At 32.7% G+C, this 19,316-nt stretch carries 15 protein-coding genes and 1 tRNA gene; 2 read left to right on the forward strand and 14 right to left on the reverse strand.

Annotated elements, in window-relative coordinates:
* Nucleotides 1-851 precede the first annotated feature (851 nt).
* A tRNA-Arg gene (locus tag HMPREF3134_RS01115) sits at nucleotides 852-925 on the forward strand.
* A 405-nt stretch (nucleotides 926-1,330) separates the two neighbouring features.
* On the opposite strand, the gene HMPREF3134_RS01120 is transcribed toward HMPREF3134_RS01115, so the two are convergent.
* The 12 genes from HMPREF3134_RS01120 to zapA all read right to left on the reverse strand — a co-directional run bounded on the left by HMPREF3134_RS01120 (nucleotide 1,331) and on the right by zapA (nucleotide 14,485).
* A complete protein-coding gene (locus tag HMPREF3134_RS01120; protein ID WP_070440215.1) occupies nucleotides 1,331-1,840 on the reverse strand; it encodes a YfcE family phosphodiesterase in 510 nt (169 codons plus the stop codon).
* The gene (locus tag HMPREF3134_RS01125) at nucleotides 1,840-2,421 is read right to left on the reverse strand and encodes an XTP/dITP diphosphatase (protein WP_070440217.1); all 582 of its coding nucleotides are present in this window, start codon (nucleotides 2,419-2,421) and stop codon (nucleotides 1,840-1,842) included. The genes HMPREF3134_RS01120 and HMPREF3134_RS01125 overlap by 1 nt, the downstream gene beginning before the upstream one ends.
* A gap of 16 nt (nucleotides 2,422-2,437) precedes the next feature.
* Nucleotides 2,438-3,238 (reverse strand): glutamate racemase, encoded by an 801-nt coding sequence (racE, locus tag HMPREF3134_RS01130; protein ID WP_037549449.1) that lies wholly within the window; start codon nucleotides 3,236-3,238, stop codon nucleotides 2,438-2,440.
* Between the two features lie 177 nt (nucleotides 3,239-3,415).
* Nucleotides 3,416-4,264: a succinate dehydrogenase iron-sulfur subunit gene (gene sdhB, locus HMPREF3134_RS01135; RefSeq protein WP_070440219.1), complete on the reverse strand. Its 849-nt coding sequence runs from the start codon at nucleotides 4,262-4,264 to the stop codon at nucleotides 3,416-3,418.
* Nucleotides 4,264-6,030 carry a succinate dehydrogenase flavoprotein subunit gene (gene sdhA, locus HMPREF3134_RS01140; RefSeq protein ID WP_070440221.1) on the reverse strand — a complete coding sequence of 589 codons (1,767 nt, stop codon included), beginning with the start codon at nucleotides 6,028-6,030 and terminating at the stop codon, nucleotides 4,264-4,266. Before sdhA ends, sdhB begins: the two co-directional genes overlap by 1 nt.
* A gap of 123 nt (nucleotides 6,031-6,153) precedes the next feature.
* A complete protein-coding gene (locus HMPREF3134_RS01145) occupies nucleotides 6,154-6,768 on the reverse strand; it encodes a succinate dehydrogenase cytochrome b558 subunit (protein WP_011276091.1) in 615 nt (204 codons plus the stop codon).
* A 380-nt stretch (nucleotides 6,769-7,148) separates the two neighbouring features.
* Nucleotides 7,149-8,936 carry an excinuclease ABC subunit UvrC gene (gene uvrC, locus HMPREF3134_RS01150; protein ID WP_070440314.1) on the reverse strand — a complete coding sequence of 596 codons (1,788 nt, stop codon included), beginning with the start codon at nucleotides 8,934-8,936 and terminating at the stop codon, nucleotides 7,149-7,151.
* Between the two features lie 97 nt (nucleotides 8,937-9,033).
* Nucleotides 9,034-9,348: a thioredoxin gene (gene trxA, locus HMPREF3134_RS01155; RefSeq protein ID WP_011276093.1), complete on the reverse strand. Its 315-nt coding sequence runs from the start codon at nucleotides 9,346-9,348 to the stop codon at nucleotides 9,034-9,036.
* 200 nt (nucleotides 9,349-9,548) lie between these two features.
* Nucleotides 9,549-11,900, reverse strand: a complete 2,352-nt coding sequence (locus tag HMPREF3134_RS01160) for an endonuclease MutS2 (protein ID WP_070440223.1) — start codon at nucleotides 11,898-11,900, stop codon at nucleotides 9,549-9,551.
* A 9-nt stretch (nucleotides 11,901-11,909) separates the two neighbouring features.
* On the reverse strand, nucleotides 11,910-13,622 hold the full coding sequence (gene polX, locus HMPREF3134_RS01165) for a DNA polymerase/3'-5' exonuclease PolX (protein WP_070440225.1): 1,713 nt from the start codon (nucleotides 13,620-13,622) through the stop codon (nucleotides 11,910-11,912).
* A gap of 74 nt (nucleotides 13,623-13,696) precedes the next feature.
* Nucleotides 13,697-14,218 (reverse strand): CvpA family protein, encoded by a 522-nt coding sequence (locus HMPREF3134_RS01170; RefSeq protein ID WP_070440227.1) that lies wholly within the window; start codon nucleotides 14,216-14,218, stop codon nucleotides 13,697-13,699.
* Entirely contained in the window at nucleotides 14,219-14,485 is a 267-nt protein-coding gene (gene zapA / locus HMPREF3134_RS01175; protein ID WP_011276097.1) for a cell division protein ZapA, read from the reverse strand.
* A 280-nt stretch (nucleotides 14,486-14,765) separates the two neighbouring features.
* Here zapA and rnhC point away from each other — a divergent pair, with 280 nt between their 5' ends.
* The gene (gene rnhC / locus HMPREF3134_RS01180) at nucleotides 14,766-15,698 is read left to right on the forward strand and encodes a ribonuclease HIII (protein ID WP_070440229.1); all 933 of its coding nucleotides are present in this window, start codon (nucleotides 14,766-14,768) and stop codon (nucleotides 15,696-15,698) included.
* A gap of 51 nt (nucleotides 15,699-15,749) precedes the next feature.
* Here rnhC and pheT read toward each other — a convergent pair whose 3' ends face one another.
* Both pheT and pheS read right to left on the reverse strand, forming a co-directional pair.
* Nucleotides 15,750-18,152, reverse strand: coding sequence for a phenylalanine--tRNA ligase subunit beta (gene pheT, locus HMPREF3134_RS01185; RefSeq protein WP_070440231.1), 2,403 nt, complete (start codon nucleotides 18,150-18,152; stop codon nucleotides 15,750-15,752).
* Entirely contained in the window at nucleotides 18,152-19,210 is a 1,059-nt protein-coding gene (pheS, locus tag HMPREF3134_RS01190; RefSeq protein WP_037536224.1) for a phenylalanine--tRNA ligase subunit alpha, read from the reverse strand. The genes pheT and pheS overlap by 1 nt, the downstream gene beginning before the upstream one ends.
* Between the last annotated feature and the right edge of the window lie 106 nt (nucleotides 19,211-19,316).

Here is a 19,316-nt window from a genome sequence, read left to right on the forward strand (position 1 = left end):
CTTGTACTAATTTTGACATTTAAATCGCTCCATTTCTTTTTATTTAAAGTATTTAAATCTTAATGTATAAAATTCAATAGATACATTAAGCTATTTCTTAAAACCAAAAACGATTAATTGGTAAGTTTTTGTTTACCTATCGTTTTGTTACTTATACTATATAGTGATTTATGCTATTTGCGTTCTATCTTTCTTAACTTATAAATTAGACATCAAAACTGTAGACCTTTGATTACATAAAACACACTTAGGCATTCAAATATGTTGTGCAAAATCTGACAATTCTGCAAACGTTTACAAGACCTTTACATTAGCTTTATATTTCTTTAAAATTCACCTTGTTTTATAAACCCTTTAACCTACTTAGAGACCATTGCAAGTCAAGGATTCTCATTACAACCATTTATCTAAACAGACAAGTGAATATACTCTAGTCCTTTTCAACTATTTAATTAATCGTAATGTTAGTCATTGCAATTTTATTAATTTCTGTATTTCACTATTTATCATGATACTTTTATTTTGTAATTGGATTGAGTATATGAATAATAGATGAGAATAATTTCAACACTTAGGATCTATTTATTACTTTATTCATTCATAGATGTTTATAGTTTGTTCATAGTTGTTTATAATGCCTCCCATTGGTTCTATATATTTGATTACTTCTGCGTCCATATGGCTTGAAGATATTCATTCAATTGCTCGACTTTATGTCTTATTGCACTTGCACATAATCGATATGAGTTACAAATACACATAATTAGTGAAAAATATAAACTTTTTTTATATTAAAGCTATTGCTAAATAAGGTTTCTTTAGCTATAATTATTCTTGTGTTAAAAATTCATGTCCTGGTAGCTCAGCTGGATAGAGCAATGGCCTTCTAAGCCATCGGTCGGGGGTTCGAATCCCTCCCAGGACGTCATTAACTAAAAATTACATATATTTTTAGGTTGAGAACGCTGTTATGACGGCGTTCTTTTTATTTTGTCTTGTAACTAAGCTAAACTGCACCAAAAATAGAAAAACCCGCCATGTTATGACGAGTTTCTAAGATAATATTATTATGTTGTTAGTTTAAAAATTTTTGACACGTATTTGACACGTGATCAACAACTTTTTTACCTAAAAAATTTAGTTTTTAAATGTAAGTATTAAATTAATTATTGAAATGACCAAAATGACTATTGCAAAATAAAACGTTAAAGACGTTAGTTTTTCACTTCTCAATTTAAAAACTCCATTCAATATTAATATTCTATTAACCAATATTATATGTATTGGAATAAACACTTAGGAGTTAATTAAATGCTTAAGTGTCTATATATCAAAGTTCAAATTCAATCGTTTCTATAATATGATTATCTCGATTTCTATAATTTAGAATAGCCCTACCATTCACTTCATCAATAATGAGTTCGGCAAACGTTTCTTCAATACCACTGCGAGATTGTGATATACTGCCTGGATTTATGACATGTACACCATCTAAATGCTCATATTTTGCAACATGAGTATGACCATAAAATGCAAATTGACATCCCTGAGATTTAGCTTTTTGTGCTAAATGCATACGAGTTTGATTTACTGAATACAAATGTCCATGAGTATATAAAGCCTTTAAACCTTTAATTTCCACTTCTTCTTCATTAGGAAATTCAGGATAAAAGTCACAATTCCCTTTTACTCTTCTATATAGGCTTAGTTCAGTATCATTATATTCAAATTCTGAATCCCCTAAATGTAATAAAACATCAGCATCCTTATGCGCTTCATATAAGTGATATAAAATACCAGATTCTGTATGATTGTCACTGACGATAAGCCACTTTGTCATTACTTTTCACTCTCCAAATAAGCATTCAATTTTTTAATTGCATTACCTCTATGACTGATTTCACTCTTTTCTGTTGCTGTAAGTTGAGCCATAGTTTTACCTTTTTCAGGCACATAGAAAATAGGATCATAACCAAAACCATGCTCGCCCTGTCTTTCAGTAGTAATCACTCCAGAAACAGTACCTTTGAAAGTTTGAGTAGTTTCATTAGGTGCACTCATACTAATGACGCAAACAAATTGTGCATCTCGATTTTCGATACTATCTAAATTCTTTAATAATTTATCAATATTAGCATCATCACTCTTATCTAATCCTGCATATCTAGCTGAATAAACGCCAGGTTCGCCATTTAGAGCAAATACCTCTAATCCACTATCATCTGCTATCACACGTTTATTCAATACTTTTGCAGCTTCTTCAGACTTTAATCGTGCATTCTCTTCAAAAGTTGTTCCCGTTTCCTCTACATCAAAGTCTTTTATTAGTTCTGATATACCTATCACATTGTCATTGGGAAAAATTGATTTAAAATCATTAATTTTACCTTTATTATTTGTAGCAATTACGATGTCTGTCATTCATATTCCTCCTTGATTATTCATCTACACTGATGCGTTCAACTTCAACATCTAATTTTAACCATTGTAGAATGATATTTTTAATATGTACTGTATCTCCAGTAGCAAAGAATCTATGCTCTGGATGTTGTGTATAACTCGCATGTTCATTACTAAAAGTTAATAAAGCACTAACTTCACGTGCTGTTTCTAATCCAGAGGAAATAACTTTTTTCTCTCCTCCAAAATAATCATTTATAGGCTTATATAACAATGGATAGTGTGTGCATCCTAAAATTATCGTATCTGCATCAGTATTTCTCCACTGTTTTAACGTTTGATGAATGACAATACTTGTAATTGTAGGGTCATCGTAGCGCATTTGTTCAACTAGTGGAACAAACCCAGGGCAAGCTACACCATAAACATGTACGTTTGGGTTAATGCGCTTAATATGATGTCTATACGCCTCAGATTTAATTGTTCCTTCAGTCCCTAAAATTAAAACATTTTGATTTTTAGTAGTCATAATGGCTGTTCTTGACCCTGGCTCAATAACTCCAATAACTGGAATAGGCAGCAATTGTTGCAAATGTTCTAATGCTACAGCGGTAGCTGTATTACAAGCTATTACAAGCATTTTAATATCAAATTGCATTAATTTATTAGCAAGTTGAGTAGTAAATTGTTTAACTTCATCACCAGGTCTTGGACCATAAGGACATCTTGCAATATCCCCTAGATAGTAAATTGTTTCGTTGGGTAATTGACGCATGATTTCTTTAGCAACTGTCAAACCACCTACACCTGAATCTATAACACCAATTGGTTTGTTCATCTTCATTCATCCTTATAACACATAATACATTTATTTTATCATATACATGCTAAGAGTTTGACTAATCCGATTAAGCATTCATATACATACCTTAAAAAGCTTTATAAAGAAAAAAGTAGTTAATCAATTCAATTAAGAATCATTAACTACTTTTCAAATTATAATTAAATGTATATATTAATCTACTTTGTGGTCTGAGCCGAAGAATGATTTAAACATATGGAATGTTGTTTCTCTATTCATAGCTGCGATAGAAGTTGTCAAAGGAATACCTTTCGGACAAGCATTTACACAGTTTTGAGAATTACCACATTCTTGCAAACCGCCAGCACTCATTAAAGCGTCTAATCGTTCGTCTTTAGTCATTGCACCAGTTGGATGTAAGTCGAATAAACGAACTTGAGAAATTGCCTGAGCACCAACGAATTTATTATTTTGAGTAACATTAGGACAAACTTCTAAACAAACACCACACGTCATACATTTAGATAACTCATAAGCTGTTTGACGTTTTTTCTCAGGCATACGTGGTCCTGGTCCTAAATCATACGTACCATCAATAGGAATCCAAGCTTTCATACGTTTTAAGTTATCAAACATTCTAGTACGATCCACTTGTAAGTCACGAATAACAGGGAAAGTACTCATTGGTTCAAGACGTATAGGTTGTTCTAATTGATCAACAATTGCTGAGCATGATTGTCTAGCACGTCCATTGATGACCATTGAACAAGCACCACAAACTTCTTCTAAACAGTTCATATCCCATGTAACAGGTGTTGTTTTTTCACCTTTATTATTTACTGGATTACGTCTGATTTCCATTAAACATGCGATTACGTTCATATTTTCTTTATAAGGAATTTCAAACGTTTCTTCATACGGTTTAGAATCTTGATTATCTTGTCGTTTGATAATCAACTTGATTGATTTTTGTTTTGGTTCTTTTTGCTCTTTTTCATTTGTATTATTATCGTTTTGGCGAAGTTCTTCGGGAGTGTCTTTTACTGATTGATTGTCAGCCATTATTTTTTACCTCCTTTAGACTTACTTGTATAGTCACGTTTACGTGGTGGAATTAAACTTACATCAACTGGTTCATAAGTGAATTTAGGCGCTTCTTCTCTACCTTGATATTCAGCTAATGTTGTTTTTAACCATTCATCATCATTACGGTCAGGGAATTCTGGTTTGTAATGTGCGCCACGAGATTCGTTACGATTGTAAGCCCCAATTGTAATTACACGTGCTAAAACTAACATATTCCACAATTGACGAGTGAAGAATACAGCTTGGTTACTCCAAGTTTGTGTATCTTCCATATCAATATTTTCATAACGTTTCATTAATTCAACGATTTTTTTATCTGTTTCTAATAATTTATCGTTTTCACGAACAACTGTTACGTTCGCTGTCATAATTTCACCAAGTTCACGGTGAAGTTTATATGCATTTTCAGTTCCACGCATATTTAATAATTTATCAAAGCGTTCTTGCTCTTCATCGACACGTTTTTGATAAATGCTGTCATCTAATTCAGTATATGTTGTTTCTACATTCTCAACATATTTTATTGCATTAGGACCAGCTACAGTACCACCGTAGATTGCAGATAATAATGAGTTGGCACCTAATCGGTTACCACCATGTTGAGAGAAATCACATTCCCCAGCTGCAAATAATCCTTTAATATTAGTCATTTGATCATAGTCTACGTATAAGCCACCCATTGAATAGTGAACGGCAGGGAAAATTTTCATTGGAACTTTACGTGGGTCATCACCCGTAAATTTCTCATAAATTTCAATAATACCACCAAGTTTAACATCTAATTCGTGTGGATCTTTATGAGATAAATCAAGGTAAACCATGTTTTCCCCGTTTATACCTAATTTCTGATTGATACAAACATCAAAGATTTCACGCGTTGCAATATCACGAGGTACTAAGTTACCATAATCAGGATATTTCTCTTCTAAGAAGTACCAAGGTTTACCGTCTTTGTATGTCCAAATACGACCACCTTCACCACGTGCTGATTCACTCATTAGGCGTAATTTATCATCACCAGGAATAGCTGTTGGGTGAATTTGAATAAATTCACCATTTGCATATTTAGCACCTTGTTGGTATGCAATTGATGCCGCTGAACCTGTATTAATCATTGAGTTTGTTGTTTTACCGAAAATGATACCAGATCCACCAGTTGCCATAATAACGGCATCTGAACCAAATGATTTAATTTCAGAAGTTGTCATATTTTGAGCTACGATGCCTCTTGCAGCATTGTCCTCATCTTTGACAATTCCTAGGAATTCCCAACCTTCATACTTAGTTACTAATCCATCTACTTCAAATGAACGTACTTGTTCATCAAGCGCGTATAATAATTGTTGACCAGTAGTTGCACCTGCAAAAGCAGTTCTGTGATAAAGCGTACCACCGAAACGTCTAAAGTCTAATAGCCCTTCTTTTGTTCTACTAAACATAACGCCCATACGGTCCAATAAATGAATGATTGATGGAGCAGCTTCAGCCATAGCTTTAACAGGTGGTTGGTTTGCTAAGAAGTCCCCACCATAAACTGTATCATCAAAGTGAATCCAAGGAGAATCCCCTTCACCTTTGGTATTTACCGCACCGTTAATACCACCTTGGGCACAAACAGAGTGCGAACGTTTAACAGGTACAATTGAGAATAAATCTACATGCGCACCTTGTTCTGCAGCTTTAATTGTTGACATCAGACCGGCAAGTCCTCCACCGACAACAATAATTTTTTTCTCTGCCATAGAAAAGTCACTCCCCTAAAATATATCGATAGCTTAACGTAATTGCTTAAGCTCATTTGATAAGTACGTGATATAAATACTTATCTAAAATTCAACGTACTATATATGATTACAAATTGTGTTTTATACAAATGCGAAAATTGCAGATACTCCAATGTATCCTAGAACTAAGAATACGATTAAAGAGATCCAAGTGAATACACGTTGTGATTGTTTAGATTGTAAGAATCCCCATGTTACAAAGAATGACCATAAACCATTTGAGAAATGGAAAATAACACATAATACACAAACGATATATACGATAACCCAAATTGGATTTTCAAGTGTTTTGTGCATCAATTCAAAATCAACTGCTTTACCAAAGAAGTATTTTTGAATTGTAGTTTGCCATAAATGCATGAAGATAAATACGAATGTCACAATACCTGAAAATCTTTGTAATGCAAACATCCAGTTTCTAAATAAAGAATAATGACCGATATTTTCTTTAGCTGTAAATGCAATGTGAATACCATACAAACCGTGATATAAAATTGGAATATAAATTAATAAAAATTCAACTGCTAATAAAAATGGAATTGATTCCATAAAGCCAGCTGCCTTATTAAAAGCCTCTGCCCCTTGTGTTGCTTGATGATTCACAATTAAATGAACAACTAAAAATGCACCAATTGGAATAATACCTAGTAACGAGTGAACACGTCTAAGGTAGAATTCATTTTTAGACTTTGCCAAAAGGAGTCCCCCCTGTAAAACTATTGATTTAAATAGTTTATTTATAAGAAAGTCTTTACAATCAAGAAACATCATAATGATTTACTATTTTATTTAGTACTTGTTCATTGTTAAATTATTGTGACAATAATCAATAAATATCGGTTCTATTAAGAACTATGTAAACAAGTAGGACTTAAAAAAGTAAATAAATCATATTTGTTTTAATGAGAAATGTTAGTATTACATTAATCATTAATAAAACCACTTTAATGATAATGTTTCTCAATCAGAAAACGCTTCCATACTTTCTTAAAAAAATAAACTTTTTGTTAACTGTATTGTAACATTTTTTATATGTTTTTGGGCTATGAGAATAATTCTCATAGCCCTTTTTTTAATTAATCATTTGATAATGCTTGCTGCAAGTTTAGTGCAACCTTTTCAGGAAGTCCTGCTTTCTTCAAATCCGCTACACTCGCTTCCTTCATTTTCTTAATCGATCCAAATGTTCTTAACAAACTTGTCTTGCGTTTGCTTCCAATTCCATCAACAGTGTCCAATACTGATTGTAATCCTGTTTTTTGACGTGTTTGACGATGGAATGTAATTGCGAAACGGTGTACTTCATCTTGAATTCGATGTAATAAATAGAATGCTTGACTATTCTTCTTCAATGGTACAACTTCTGCATTTGTTCCATAAAGTAACTCTGACGTTTGGTGTTTATCATTTTTTCTTAATCCAGCGACCGGAATATCCAGTCCTAGTTCATTCTCTAGAACATCTAATACACCCGACATATGTCCTTTCCCACCATCAACTATAATCAAATCAGGTAACGGTAAGCCTTCATTTAGAACACGTGTGTATCTACGACGAACAACTTCTCTCATTGATTTGTAGTCATCAGGTCCATCAACTGTTTTAATTTTATATTTTCTATAACCTTTTTTATCTGCTTTTCCATCAACAAAGGTTACCATAGCAGACACAGGGTCTACACCTTGTATGTTTGAGTTATCAAATGCTTCAATACGAATAGGTGTTTGTATACCCATTCGTTCACCGAGCTCCTCTATTGCCTTTATCGTACGTGATTCATCTCTAGCAATTAGCTCGAATTTATTTTCAAGAGCGACTTCCGCATTATGGTTTGCTAAATCTACCATTTCTTTTTTTGCGCCACGAGCTGGCTGTACAATTTTAGTACCTACTACAGATTGAATCATATCTTTATCTAAATTTTTAGGAACATGTACTTCTTTGGGTAATATATGCTGATTTAAACTATAGAATTGACCTATAAATGTATAAAATTCTTCTTCTTCAGATTGCTGTTGTAAAGGAATCATTGTAGCATCTCTTTGTATCAAATTACCTTGACGAATAAAGAAGACTTGAATGCACATCCATCCTTTAGAGACACTATAACCAAACACATCTCGAATCGTATTATCAGATGACATAATTTTTTGTTTTTTAGTTAAATTATGAATATGTTGTATTAAATCACGATATTCTTTTGCACGTTCAAAGTCTAATTTTTCACTAGCATCCATCATACGATCTTCTAAATTTTTAAGTATAGTTTTATCTTCACCATTTAAAAAATCACTTATTTCACGAGTCATTTGTGCATAAACTTGTTGATCAACATCATATACACATGGTCCCATACACTGTCCAATGTGATAATAAAGACATAATTTATCAGGCATTTTATCACATTTTCTAAAAGGATAAATACGGTCTAATAACTTTTTTGTCTCTTGAGCTGAATAAGCATTAGGGTATGGTCCAAAATATTTTCCAGTACCTTTTTTAACTGTACGCGTAACAATTAACTTTGGATGCTTTTCTTTAGTAATTTTTATAAATGGATAACTTTTATCATCTTTTAATAGAATATTGTAGCGAGGCTGATATTGTTTAATTAAATTTAATTCTAAAAGCAAGGATTCAGTTTCACTTGAAGTTACTATAAATTCAAAATTTCGAATTTCTCCTACCAACCGAGTAGTTTTTGCATCATGTGCACCTGTGAAGTATGAACGTAATCTATTTCTTAAACGCTTGGCTTTGCCGACATAAATCACTAGATCATTACGATCTTTCATTAAGTAACAACCCGGTTCAAATGGAACTACACTTAATTTATTTTTAATTTTCTCTTTGTAGTCTGACAACATTTATCCTCCTTCCCATAAAATTAACTACACATAAAAAAGACGGAGCTATTACATTCTATGTAATGCCCCAGTCTCATATACGTTCAAATTATTCTTAAAGATGTTTATCTAATACTTCAGCTAAGTTTTCTTTAGGTTGGAAACCTACTACTTTATCAACTGGTTCACCGTCTTTAAATACGATTAAAGTTGGGATACTCATTACTTCAAATTTAGCTGCTGTTGATGGGTTTTCATCAACATCTAATTTTAAAATATCAGCTTTTCCATCATAATCTCCAGCTAATTCTTCTAAAACTGGTGCGATCATTTTACAAGGTCCACACCAAGTTGCCCAGAAATCAACTAATTTAACGCCTGATTGAATATTTTCATCAAAGTTTGAATCCGTTACTTTTACGATTGCCATAAATGCCAATCCTCCTTAAATTTTGAATGATGAGCAAATTATAACAGACTTTAGTAGTACGTGCATTGCAATTGCTCACTTATTAACTGTCTGTCAATAATTGTCGAATCTCACTCATTTCATTTCATTTTATTTTCACTGGCTTAATTGTACGTTATTTTCTAAAAAAATCAACAACACTGCTTACACTTTATTATGCCTTATTTAAGTTCAGCTACTGTCACACCAAAACCACCTTCACTTGGCATACCACCACGATATGATTTAACACTTTTATGTTTTTTCAAGTGATTCTGTACGGCTTTTTGGAGTGCACCGGTACCTTTACCATGAATAATATAAACTTGCTCATAATTACTCAAGACAGCTTGGTCAATATATTGATCTAATTCGCCAACCGCTTCCTCATAACGATAACCTCGTAAATCTAATTCAGTTTTAATTGTTTGACGATTTTGTCGAGTTACCATCTTAGTTGGTTTCTCTTTTTTCTTTTTAGTTTTTTCAAGGTCTTCAATAGGTAATTTCATTTTAATAATACCCATTTGAACAACTGCTTCTTCTTCATTTACAAGTTCTAATACTTCGCCCTTTTGACCATATGATAATACTTTGACCTCGTCACCTTCATGTATTTCATCATATTTTTGTTTTTGTACATCTTGTTTTATTGATCTCTCTTCATATTGATCATCTAATTGTTTCTTTTTATCAATAAGTTCGTGTTCTTTGACATCTGCACCTTTTTGATCACGTAATGTTCTTAACTCTTTTAAGATTGAATCCGCTTCTTTAGTAGCAGATTTAACACGTTGATTTGCTTTTTCTTTAGCTTCATCCATCAATCTTTTCTCATAATTTTTATACTGCTCGTATTGTTGCTCTAGATCGTTATGTGTTATTTTGGCTTCTTTTAAAAGTCTATCTAACTCTATTCGTTGTTCATCAACACGTTTTGAATTCTTTTCAAGAGATTCAATCATTGAATTAATTTCTTGTTCATCTGTCCCAATCATGGTCTTAGCTTTATTAATAATACCTAAGCTAAGTCCTAATTTGCGGGAGATATCAAATGCATTAGAACGACCAGGTACACCCATCAACAATTTATACGTGGGACTTAACGTATTAACATCAAATTCAACACTAGCGTTCATGACACCTTTACGATTATAGCTATATGCTTTCAATTCTGGATAATGTGTTGTAGCCATTACTAATGAACCTATTTCACGAACGTGATCTAAGATACTCATCGCCAACGCTGCACCTTCACTTGGATCAGTACCTGCACCTAATTCATCAAATAAAACTAAACTATTTTTATCTGTCTCTTGCAAAATTTCCACAATATTCTTCATATGTGAAGAAAAAGTGGATAGTGATTGTTCAATTGATTGCTCATCACCTATATCACAATAAACATTTTCAAAGACACTTAACTGACTACCATCTAATGTCGGAATTAGCAATCCTGATTGTGCCATAATAATAATTAATCCAAGTGTCTTTAATGTAACCGTTTTACCACCCGTATTTGGACCTGTAATTATGACAGTTTCAATATCATCAACAAATTCAATTGTATTAGCTACAACCGTATCTTTATTTAATAGTGGATGATATGCATTAGGTAAATAAACGGTTCTATCTTTGTAAAACGTAGGTTTCGTTCCTTTAATTGAGCGTGCATATCGTGCTTTAGCTGTTAAAAAGTCAATTTGTCCCATGACTGATTCAGCAATTAAGCAACCATCTGCTTCGGCAGCAACCATACCTGTTAATTCTGTTAGAATTCGCTCACGTTCTACTGCCTCATCATTTCGTAAACGACTGATTTGATTATTCATTTCTACAATCGATGATGGTTCTATATAAAGCGTTTGTCCAGAGGCAGATTGATCATGAACAATCCCTTTGAAATCTTGGCGATATTCAGCTTTAACCGGTATAACATTACGATCATTGCGTACCGTTATAATAGCATCAGATAATTTCTTCTGATTGGATTGGCTTTTAACGATACGGTCTAAATTTTGTCTTATGCGTTGGTTTGTACTTGAAATTTTACTTCGTATACCTTGCAATTCATAACTTGCGCTATCATATAAATCGTGTGTTTCACATTTTTCATTTATCTCTTGGAAAAGATCCGATAAAATTGGTAATTGGTTCATTTTATCATTCAAAATTGGATACTTAACAACTTGTTCATCTTCTTCTAATAATTGATTATAAAATGTCTTAAATTGATTTTGAACTTGAATTAAACGTTTAACTAAATTTAGCTCTGTAACATTTAATACGCCACCTATATTTGCACGATGAATCAATGGTGAAATTTTGGCTAAACCACTTAAACTTGGCAAACGATGTTTATTATAAATTTGTGAAATTTCATCTGTCTCATTCATTTGAAATTCTACTGTTTCAAAATCAGTGGCTGGAGACATCTTAGACACTTTTTCACGCCCCAAGTCACTTATTGTTTCCGAAGCTACAAATGACTTGATTTTATCAAATTCTAAGACGTCTAATGTTTTTTGTCTCATACAATCCCTCTATTTCTTCAACTTTTTATTATTTCCAACAAAATCCTTAAACGCTTGACGAGACATTGTGTTAATTACTCGATCTTTATTTACAAACCCTTTTTGAGCAGTGGCTACACCATATTTCATAAAGTCTAAATGATCAATATGATGAGCATCTGTATTAATTGTTAATTTTACATTAGGATATTTTTTAACTGTTTCAGCATTTAAGTCTAATCGCTTAGGATTTGCGTTAATTTCCATTATTGTATTTGTTTCTTCTGCTAACTTCATTAATCGATCGATATTCGGTTTGTACCCTTCTCTACGACCGATAATACGTCCTGTTGGATGAGCGATGTGTCGTACATATGGATTTCGACATGCATTTTCCAAACGTTTCATAATCTCTTCTTCTGATTGATTAAAGTTTTGGTGAATCGCAGCTATAACATAGTCAAGTTGTGATAACACATCATCATCATAATCTAACGAGCCATCAGGAAGAATATCCATCTCTGTGCCTGAAAAGATATCTATTTCTGCATATTCTTCATTTAGCTTCTTAATTTCTTCATTTTGACGTAATAAACGTTCAACTTGTAACCCATTTGCGACTTTAAGGCTTTGTGAATGGTCAGTAATCACCATGAATTGATAGCCTTTTTTTATATTTGCTTCAATCATATCTCTAATAGAAAAAGCACCATCACTATATGTGGTATGCATATGAATATCTCCGTTAATATCATCCAAAGTAATAATTTCACTTAAATCTTTATCAAATTCGCTACCGTCTTCACGTAAAGCGGGTGCAATCCATTCACTACCGAAATGTTGATAAATCTCTTCCTCACTCTGTAACTGAAGTAAAGTGCCATCTTGCTGTTCAATTCCATATTCACTTATTTTTTCATTTTGCGCTTTAGCCATTTGTCTTATACGAATGTTATGATCTTTAGAACCTGTAAAATGTTGTAATGTGTGATAGAACGCAACTGGCTCAATAAGGCGAAAATCTACGCCAATAGTCTCATCATCATACGTCAACTCTAATGAAACTTTCGTTTGGCCAACAGCAACATCTTTAACTTTATTAGGTATATTTAAAAGTTGTTGTTGTACTTCGTCTGGATGCTTCGTACTAATAATATAATCCAAATCTTTACTCATTTCTTTATAACGACGGAAGCTTCCTGCTTCTGAGTATCTCTCAATACTATCAATTGTTTCTAAATAATCGATTATGATACGATTTAAACCTCGCATAGTGTCTATTGGATAGCTATCTTTTTTTGCTCCTAAAGCTTTAACTGCTTCAAGTATATTTTGTTCAGTTTTTTTAGCAAAACCACTTAGTTCGCTCACTTTTCCACTTTCACAAGCCAATTGTAAACTTTCTTTATCTGTAATATTAAGTTCTTTATATAATTTAGCTATTTTTTTACTACCTAATCCTTGAATCTTCATTAATGGAATCAAGCCTTCTGGAACAAGTTGTTGTAATTCTTTTAAATAACTTGATTCACCTGTTTTACGATATTCATCAATGACTTCCCCTACACCTTTACCAATACCTTTTAATTCAGTAACATCTTTAATATCATCAAGTGGTCGTTCATCAATTTCTAAGCTTTGAGCTGCTTTTCTATACGCAGATACTTTAAACGTATTTTCCCCATTTAATTCCATATATATAGCAATTTTTTCTAATAATTGAATTACATCTTTTTTTGTCATTCTAATCACTCCATAAAAAGAAGACCAGGACATTTAACAAAGAAGCCTTGTCCTGACCTTATATCAGTTTTGTTTTATAAATTTAAAATATAAGACGAGAAAAATGGTGTATGAAACAAGATAAGTTTGCCTATGTACGCATGTTGTAAATTGTGTTGTAACCACTCAATTGGATACAATGCTAACACATAGATTGATAACTGTATCGCAACAACTGCCATCACTACACTTATTAAACTACCAAATAGTCTACTGATTTGGTTAATCATTCGATACGTCACTATATTATCAAAAGTAATTATTATAAGATATAAAATCAACTTACAAAGTGAGGCAATTAGTAAAAATGCAATAATTGTATCAAAGCGTTGCTGCAAATCATTAAAATGAAATGCATACTTCATATCATATGCAATTGTCTTTGGAAAAGGTATAAATACAATTAACTGCGAACTAATTCGATAATAAAATTGATGTGCTATAACTAATGAGACTATCGTTGAAAATAAATGTAAACTATTCAACCATCCCCCTCTTCTATACCCTATAATAAGACCATACACAATAATAATAGCTATCGTAAAATCAATAATCATCTATTCTTCTCGTTGTTTTAATTGTTGAATTTCTTGTAATAGTTTGCGGTTTTCTTCTTCTAATTTAACCTTTTCATGCATAATATTAACCGCTGTTAGGATTGATTTTCTTGTAGTATCTAATCCTGTTGATTTACGTCCCATTTCTTTTAACTTTTCATCAACTAAATGTGCTACGTAACGAATATGCTCGGGGCTGTCTTCACCAATGATAGTATAATTCTGATCGTTAATTGTGACATTGATTCGATTTCTAAATTCTCCCATAGCAATAACTCCTGACATTATTTATTCTTTAAGCCTATCAATGGTTACATATAAATAACCACCTCATCTTGTACTTCAATTTAGTATGCACTTTACGCAATTTATGTAGTAGAATATCACAACTTATTATACATTAGGATATGTTGTTTGGTAAGTAGCTAACGCGTAATCATTTTAATTAATGTAAATTTGAACTACATAACTTTTCTTATGAACGTCCTCAATATGTTATGCTTATCTATGTTTTATTATATTTTGAAAAGTGAGGATCAACTAGCCTATGGCAAATGTCGTTCATAAATTATCAGAATCAGAAATCCAACATCTCTTACAACAAATTACATTTGAAACATCTCAATTACCTCCAGGAATGAAAGCGAGAACTAAATACAAACAATCTGTGATAAATATTTATAATTCAGGCAAAGTTATGTTTCAAGGAAAAAATGCGGAAGCTGTTGCCCAACAATTACTTCCAGATCATACCACTACTTCCAAGAATTCATCATCTTCTAACCAATCTTCAGGTGAAACATTAGCTTATAATCATTATAATTGTATAGGAAGTGATGAAGCAGGAAGTGGTGACTACTTCGGCCCTCTAACTGTTTGTGCTGCTTATGTTTCTAAGGAGAATGTTAAAATTTTAAAAACACTTGGTGTGGATGATTCAAAAAAATTAAATGATCAAAAAATAATCGAACTTGCTGAACAATTGATTACATTTATTCCTCATTCACTTTTAACGCTTGATAATCCAAAATATAACGATAGACAGGCTATTGGTTGGTCCCAAGTTAAAATGAAAGCTGTACTACATAATGAAGCTATCAAAAACGTCACCCAAAAAATTAATTGCAATGAGTTAAATTATATCGTTATTGATCAATTTGCAGTACGTGGTGTTTATCAACGCTATGCTTTAAGTTCACTACCCTACCCAGAAAAAACTAAATTTGAAACGAAAGGTGAATCTAAATCATTAGCAATCGCAGCTGCTAGTATTATTTCAAGATACGCCTTTGTTAAACATATGGATCATATATCACATAAAATGAAACAAGATATCCCTAAAGGTGCTAGCAATAAAGTAGATTTGATAGCTGCTCAAATTATTGATAAACATGGAATAGAAACGTTAGATATGATCTCAAAAAAACATTTTAAAAATAGAGAAAAAGCCCAAAATTTAGTGACTAAAAAATATAAATAAATTTATAAAGAGACGAATTCCATTAATACAGAATTCGTCTCTTTTACTTCATTATCTAATTGTAGCACCTTGAGCTTGTAATGCTTCCAAAATCTTATCATGAATTTTAGATACGCGTTCATCAGTTAAAGTGTCTTCTGTGTCTAAATAATTTAATCGGATTGCTACTGATTTTTTGCCTTTTTCTAAATGTTCACCTTCATAAACATCAAATACTAATGTACTTTGTAAGATGTCTTCACCATTATTATGAATAATTTGTTTCAATTCAGAAGAAGGTACATCATGATTAACTTCTAATGCAATATCTCTTGTCACACCAGGGAATTTAGGAATTTGTTTATAATTAATATATCCAACCGCTACTTGCATCATTGCATCATAATTTAATTCAAACACATACGTGCGTTTTAAATCATTATCTGCTGCAACTTGTGGGTGTAATTCACCAATGAAACCAATGTCTTGCCCTTCTAAAGATACAATCGCTGTACGTCCTGGATGTAAACCTTCAATTTTTCCAGCTTTATAACTAAATTCTAAATTTAATTTTTCCGCAACTCGGTCTACAACACCTTTAGCGATAAAGAAGTCAATTTCTTCCTTTTTACCTTGCCAAGCATTAACAACATATTCTCCAGTTAAAATACCACTTAAATATTCAACTTCATCCGGAAGTTCGCCTTCACCATTGCCAAAGAATACACGACCAACTTCATATAATCTAACATCTTTATTTTTACGAGCTACATTATATGCAGTTGCTTCAATTAAATGTGGTAATAAACTCTGACGTAAAGTAGCATGTGCTTCACTCATAGGCATTAATAAACTGATTGTTGAACGTTCTTGAAGTGCGAAGTCCTTAGCATGATCTTTAGAAACTAATGAATATGTGATTGCTTGGTTCAATCCAGCACCTTCTAGCGTTTCTTTAACGGTACGTGTTTTATGTTGACGATCCGTTAATTCTCCACTTGTTACTTCGCCAAATACTGGTAATGTTGAAGGGATTTCATCGTAACCATAAATACGCGCGACTTCTTCAATTAAGTCTTCTTTAATAGTAATATCTTTACGACGTGAAGGCACATTGACCGTTAATGTTTCGCCTTTTAATGTTGTTTCGAAACCTAATTGTCTAAAGATAGCTTGAATTTCGTCATTAGACAAATTAAAACCAATTGTTTTATTTACCTTTTCAGCTGTAATATCGATTGGTGTCACAAATGATCCTAAATCTCCTGAAGATACTCTATCTTGTAGTACTTCACCAGAAGCTAACTCTTGTAATAAGTAACATGCTCTGTCAACCGCTTCGTCAACAAATTCTGTTGCGATACCTTTTTCAAAACGACTAGAGGCTTCACTACGTAAGTTTAAACGACGTGAAGTGTGACGAATTGATACTGGGTCGAATATTGCACCTTCTATTACTACGTTGGTAGTTTGTTCAGTTACTTCTGAAAAGTCGCCACCCATTACGCCAGCTAATGCAATAGGTTCTTTACCATTAGAAATAACGATATCAGTATCTACTAGCTTGCGCTCATTATTGTCTAATGTAGTCATTGTCTCTTCATCTTTCGCTTGTCGTACAACAATGTCTTTAGAGCCGATATGATTTTGATCAAACATGTGTAACGGTTGACCATATTCTAATAAAACATAGTTTGAAATATCTACAACATTATTAATTGGTCGTATACCTGCTTTTATTAAACGTGCTTGCATCCAAATTGGAGATGGTTCTATACTTATGTTTTTAACAACACGCGCACTATAATAAGGGACTTTTTCAGGATTATTGATTGTTACTGATAATTCATTTGTTGCAGATTCTGAAATTTCATTACTTTTAGTAGTTGGTTTCGTCATTTCAGTTTGATACAACGCAGCTACTTCATAAGCTGTACCTACCATACTTAATGCATCGGCACGGTTAGGTGTTAAATCAAATTCCATCACTTGATCATTTAAATATAGTGCTGTTAATGCATCCGTTCCTGGCTCAACTTCTGTCGGAAAGACAAAAATACCATTTTCATATGCTTTAGGTACCACATTACTTGAAATACCAATTTCTTGTAATGAACAAATCATACCTTCTGAACGCTCACCACGTAATTTAGCACGTTTAATTTTAATGCCTCCTGGTAAGCGACCACCAACTTTCGCAACAATGACGTGTTGACCAGCATCTACATTGGGTGCACCGCAAACGATTTGAACAGGTTCTTCCTCACCAATGTCTACTTGGCAAATATTTAATTTATCTGCATCAGGATGCTTTTCTTTTGATTGAATATAGCCGACCACTAGATTTTTAACATCTTTTGTATAATCTATCATGTCATCTACTTCAATACCTGTACGGGTAATACGTTCTGCTAAATCTTCAACCTTAACCCCTGCATCTACGTAATCTTTTAACCATTCATTAGAAATCAACATTATGCTTCACCTCTATCTTCAACAGCTTTAAATTGTTCAAGGAATCGAACATCATTTGTATAGAAATGACGAATATCTTCAATACCATATTTCAACATCGCGATACGGTCAGGACCCATACCAAATGCGAAACCAGAATACTCATTTGAATCGAATCCAGCCATTTCAAGTACATTCGGGTGTACCATACCCGCACCTAAAATTTCAATCCATCCTGTATGTTTACATACGTTACAGCCTTTACCTTTACATTTGAAACATGATACGTCCACTTCTACAGAAGGTTCAGTGAACGGGAAGTAACTAGGACGTAATCGAATTTCACGGTCTGCACCGAATAATTTTTTCGCCACTAATTCTAATGTTCCTTTTAAATCACTCATTTTAATGTTTTTATCAACAACTAGTCCTTCAATTTGTGTGAACTGGTGACTATGTGTCGCATCATCTGAATCACGGCGATAAACTTTACCAGGACAAATAATTTTAACTGGTCCTTGTCCATTGCGTTTTTCCATTGTGCGTGCTTGTACTGGAGATGTGTGTGTACGCATTAAGATTTCATCAGTAATATAAAAACTATCTTGCATATCACGTGCCGGATGGGATTTAGGTAAATTTAAAGCTTCAAAATTATAATAATCTTGTTCTACTTCATAGCCATCAACAATTTCGTAACCTAGACCTAAGAATAAATCTTCAATTTCTTCAACTGTTCGTGTTAAAGGATGTTTAGAACCTATACTAATTTGTCGACTTGGCAATGTTACATCGATTGTTTCTTCTGCTAATTGTTGATTTAATTTTTCGTTTTTTAACAATTCTTGCTTCTCATCTAATTCTTTTTGAATTGTTTGACGTAGTTCATTTACTTTTTGACCATATGCTGGCTTTTCTTCATTAGGTAAATCTTTCATATTTTTCATTAATCCACTTACTGAGCCTTTTTTACCTAAGTATTTAACTTTAACATCTTGTAATTCGCGTTCATTTTGAGCTTCATTAATATCAACAAGTGCTTGTTGTTTTAATTCTGCCATTGAATCGTTTTGAGTCATTGACTTACACCTCTCACATTATATTCACTATTTATTGTTAACATTTTTTCATAAAAAAAGACTTCCATCCCAAAACTGGGACGAAAGTCTTTCCGTGGTACCACCC

This window comes from Staphylococcus sp. HMSC14D10 (assembly GCF_001808125.1).
GTDB classification, from domain to species: domain Bacteria; phylum Bacillota; class Bacilli; order Staphylococcales; family Staphylococcaceae; genus Staphylococcus; species Staphylococcus haemolyticus.